Raw genomic sequence first — 877 nt, 5'->3', positions numbered from 1 at the left:
GTCAGCGCCAGCCCCGAACGCCCCCGCGCCTCCACGAGCTTGCCGTCCATCAGGCCCGTCAGGAGCGTGTCGAACCGGCCGGTCCACTCGCCCCGGCTCCAGCGGTGCTCCACGAACGCGTGCAGCGTCTTCGCCAATTCGCTGCGCGTGCCCGCCTTCTTCTCCGAACGCGTCGAAAGCCATGCCAGGGCCAGGCCCTGGAGCCGGGTGTCAGGGGTGTCGGTGTCCATGTCGGGGCTCCCGCCCGGGCAGCTCGCGCCTCCGGGCTTCAATCAACGTGTCGAGGGTGTGGAGGATGTGTTCCAGCTGGGACAGCACGTCCGTCGCGAGCAGCCGGTACACCCAGTAGCCCTCGCGCTGCAGGTCCAGGTCCTTGCGCCGGTCGCGCCGGAAGCGCTCCGGCTCCTGGAAGTGGTGGTAGCCGTCAATCTCCACCGCGATGCGGAAGCGCCGGCACAACAGGTCCACCTCCCAGGAGCGCTTGTCCTCGGGATGCAGCCGGACGTTGAGCTCGAAGAGGCCCGCCGTACCCGGGTGCTCCTCCAGCCGGTCGCGCAGGTACGCCTCCGCCTTGCTGCGAGCCCGGTCCGCGCCCGCCTCGCCCGCGCCCGTCAGCACCGCCAGCGCCACCTCCGCGGCGCTCACCCGCTGCGCGTCCGGAGCCCCCGCGTGCTCCAACTGCTGGAGCGTCGCCACCACGCTCGCGGACTCGGAGGGCACCGGCGGCACCTCCAGCACGCCCTCGCGCACCAGCGCCTTCAGCCGCGTCTCCCCGCCCGCCAGGAACGCTCCCAGTGCCTCGCTGGACACCACGCACGCCACCGCGAGCGCCGGCACCGCGCTGCTCAGCGCCTCCGCCACCCGCAGCCCCCGGTAC

Annotated in this window: 1 protein-coding gene and 1 pseudogene; both read right to left on the bottom strand. The window is 72.9% G+C overall.

What is annotated here, in order from left to right:
- Positions 1–230 (bottom strand): annotated as a pseudogene (locus tag D7X55_RS39820) (hypothetical protein); the annotation flags it as partial.
- Positions 211–877 (bottom strand): endonuclease domain-containing protein (locus D7X55_RS39815; RefSeq protein ID WP_121725712.1); only part of this gene is annotated, 667 nt, incomplete at its 5' end. The pseudogene D7X55_RS39820 and the gene D7X55_RS39815, both read right to left, overlap by 20 nt.

It is taken from the genome of Corallococcus sp. AB049A (assembly GCF_003668885.1).
GTDB lineage: Bacteria > Myxococcota > Myxococcia > Myxococcales > Myxococcaceae > Corallococcus > Corallococcus interemptor.
This window is presented reverse-complemented; position numbering and strand designations above follow the sequence as displayed.